We start from the raw sequence: 2,168 nt of genomic DNA on the forward strand, positions 1-2,168 counted from the left end.
CAGATCAGCGCTACGTCCGAGGAACTCGCCGCCCAGGCCGAGGAGCTGCAGCACAGCATCGCCTATTTCAAGGTCGACGGCATGCAGCGTGCTCGCCCGGCTGCGATCGCTCGTCCCGCCGCTCGCAAGCCCGCCGCCAAGCCGGCAGCGGCGCGTGCCAAGCCGGGCAGCGTGAGCGACCAGCAGGCCCGCGCCCGCGGCTTCGCTCTCGATCTCGCCAATGGCGGGGCGGACGAGGAGGACCATCGCTTCCACATCCAGGCGGCATGATCTGTTTCGCGTTTCTTGCCGCCCTGCCAACGCCGCCGGCCCGCACACTGGGCTGAGGATCGCTGGGGCCGCATTCGCGGGCTCGCACCGTGAACAGAAGTTACGGAGCTATACTTACGGGGATCAATACAAGGAAAGACAAGGTTAAAAATACCTCAGTAACTTTTTTCTTCCTAAATATTGAGATGCCTCAAAGGACCCGCCATGTCGATGAATCTCTTCAACGGTGTATCATATTCTGATCTGATGGCCGAAATCGCTCGCCTGGAGGTCGCAGTTACGCGCGGCGATCTCTCGGAACGCGCCAATCTGTCCTTTGCCAGAGGCCGGACCCGGAACGTGCTAGTCGCGATCAACCAGCTTCTCGACAGTGCGATGCGTCCGGTTGCTGCGCTGAACGACAGCATTAGCGAAATGGCTTCCGAGCACGAGAAGGGCGACATTGATGCCGTGATGCCGACCGAGGCGTTCCAGGGCAGCTTCGCCACGCTTGCCAAGCGCGTCAACGGTCTGGTCGCCAGCCACATCGGCGTCAAGAAGAAGGCGATGGCCTGCGTGAAGGAACTGAGCGAAGGCAATTTCGATGCGCAGATCGAGCAGCTGCCCGGCAAGAAGGCGTTCATCAACGACACAATTGAAACCATGCGCAGCAATCTCAAGGGCCTCATCTTTGAGATGGATCGCATGGCGGCGGAACATGAGAAGGGAAATATCGACGTCGTCGTTCCCGTCGAGAAGTTCCGCGGCGACTTCGCGATCATGGCGCAGGGCGTGAACAGCATGGTGGCCAGCCATATCGCCGTAAAGAAAATGGCGATGGCGTGCTTCAAGGAATTCAGCGAGGGCAATTTCGACGCGCAAATCGAGCAGCTGCCGGGCAAGAAAGCCTTCATCAACGACACGATCGAAACCATGCGCGGCAATCTCAAGGGCCTGATCTCTGAGATGAAGCATATGTCGGCCGAACACGACAAGGGCGACATCGACGTGCTGGTGCCGGTGGAGAAGTTTCGCGGCGACTTCGCGACGATGGCGCAGGGCGTGAATAATATGGTCATCAGCCATATCGCGGTGAAGAAGAAGGCGATGGCGTGCATCAAGGAGTTTGGCGAAGGCAACTTCGAAGCGCCGCTCGAGCAATTCCCGGGCAAGAAGGCCTTCATCAACGACACGGTGGAAACGCTTCGGCGCAACCTTCGCGAGATCACGGGAGAGATTCAGCGGCTGATCGCCCTGTCGACGTCCGGCGACCTCAACGCGCGCGGCGACCAGAAGCGCTTCGTGGGCGACTTCGCGGCGCTTGTCGGGGGCATCAACGGTATGCTCGACGCCATCCTGCTGCCGATCGCCGAGGGCAATCGGGTGCTCAACCTCGTCAGCCTGGGCGACCTGCGCGAGCGTGTCGAATTATCCTGCGACGGCGATCACCGGCGCATGAAGGACTCGATCAACCTGCTGGTTGACAATCTCCGGGTCAGCGCAAACTTGGCCGACCAGATCGCGGCTGGCGACCTGACCGTCAATCACAAGCCGCTGTCGGAGAAGGACACGCTGGGCAACGCGCTGGTGCGCATGGTCGAGCGGCTGCGCGGCGTCGTCGGCGATGCAACGGTGGCAGCGGAGAATGTCTCTTCCGGCAGCCAGCAGCTTTCGTCGAGCTCCGAACAGGTGTCGCAAGGCGCGACCGAGCAGGCCGCCGCTGCGGAACAGGCCTCGGCCGCGATGGAAGAGATGGCCGCCAACATCAAGCAGAACGCCGATAACGCGGCGCAGACGGAGAAGATCGCCCGCCAGTCCGCCAAGGATGCTGAAGTCAGCGGCATCGCCGTCGATCGTGCCGTGGGCGCGATGCAAACGATCGCGGAGAAGATCGGCATCGTCCAGGAAATCGCCCGCCA

At 61.3% G+C, this 2,168-nt stretch carries 2 pseudogenes; both read left to right on the forward strand.

Features of this window, described 5'->3' with window-relative positions:
- Window positions 1–270 (forward strand): annotated as a pseudogene (locus tag B215_RS21640) (methyl-accepting chemotaxis protein); the annotation flags it as partial.
- 246 nt (window positions 271–516) lie between these two features.
- Window positions 517–2,168: pseudogene (locus B215_RS0117855) on the forward strand (hypothetical protein); the annotation flags it as partial.

Origin of the sequence: Sphingomonas sp. ATCC 31555 (genome assembly GCF_000282895.1) — a bacterium.
GTDB lineage: Bacteria > Pseudomonadota > Alphaproteobacteria > Sphingomonadales > Sphingomonadaceae > Sphingomonas.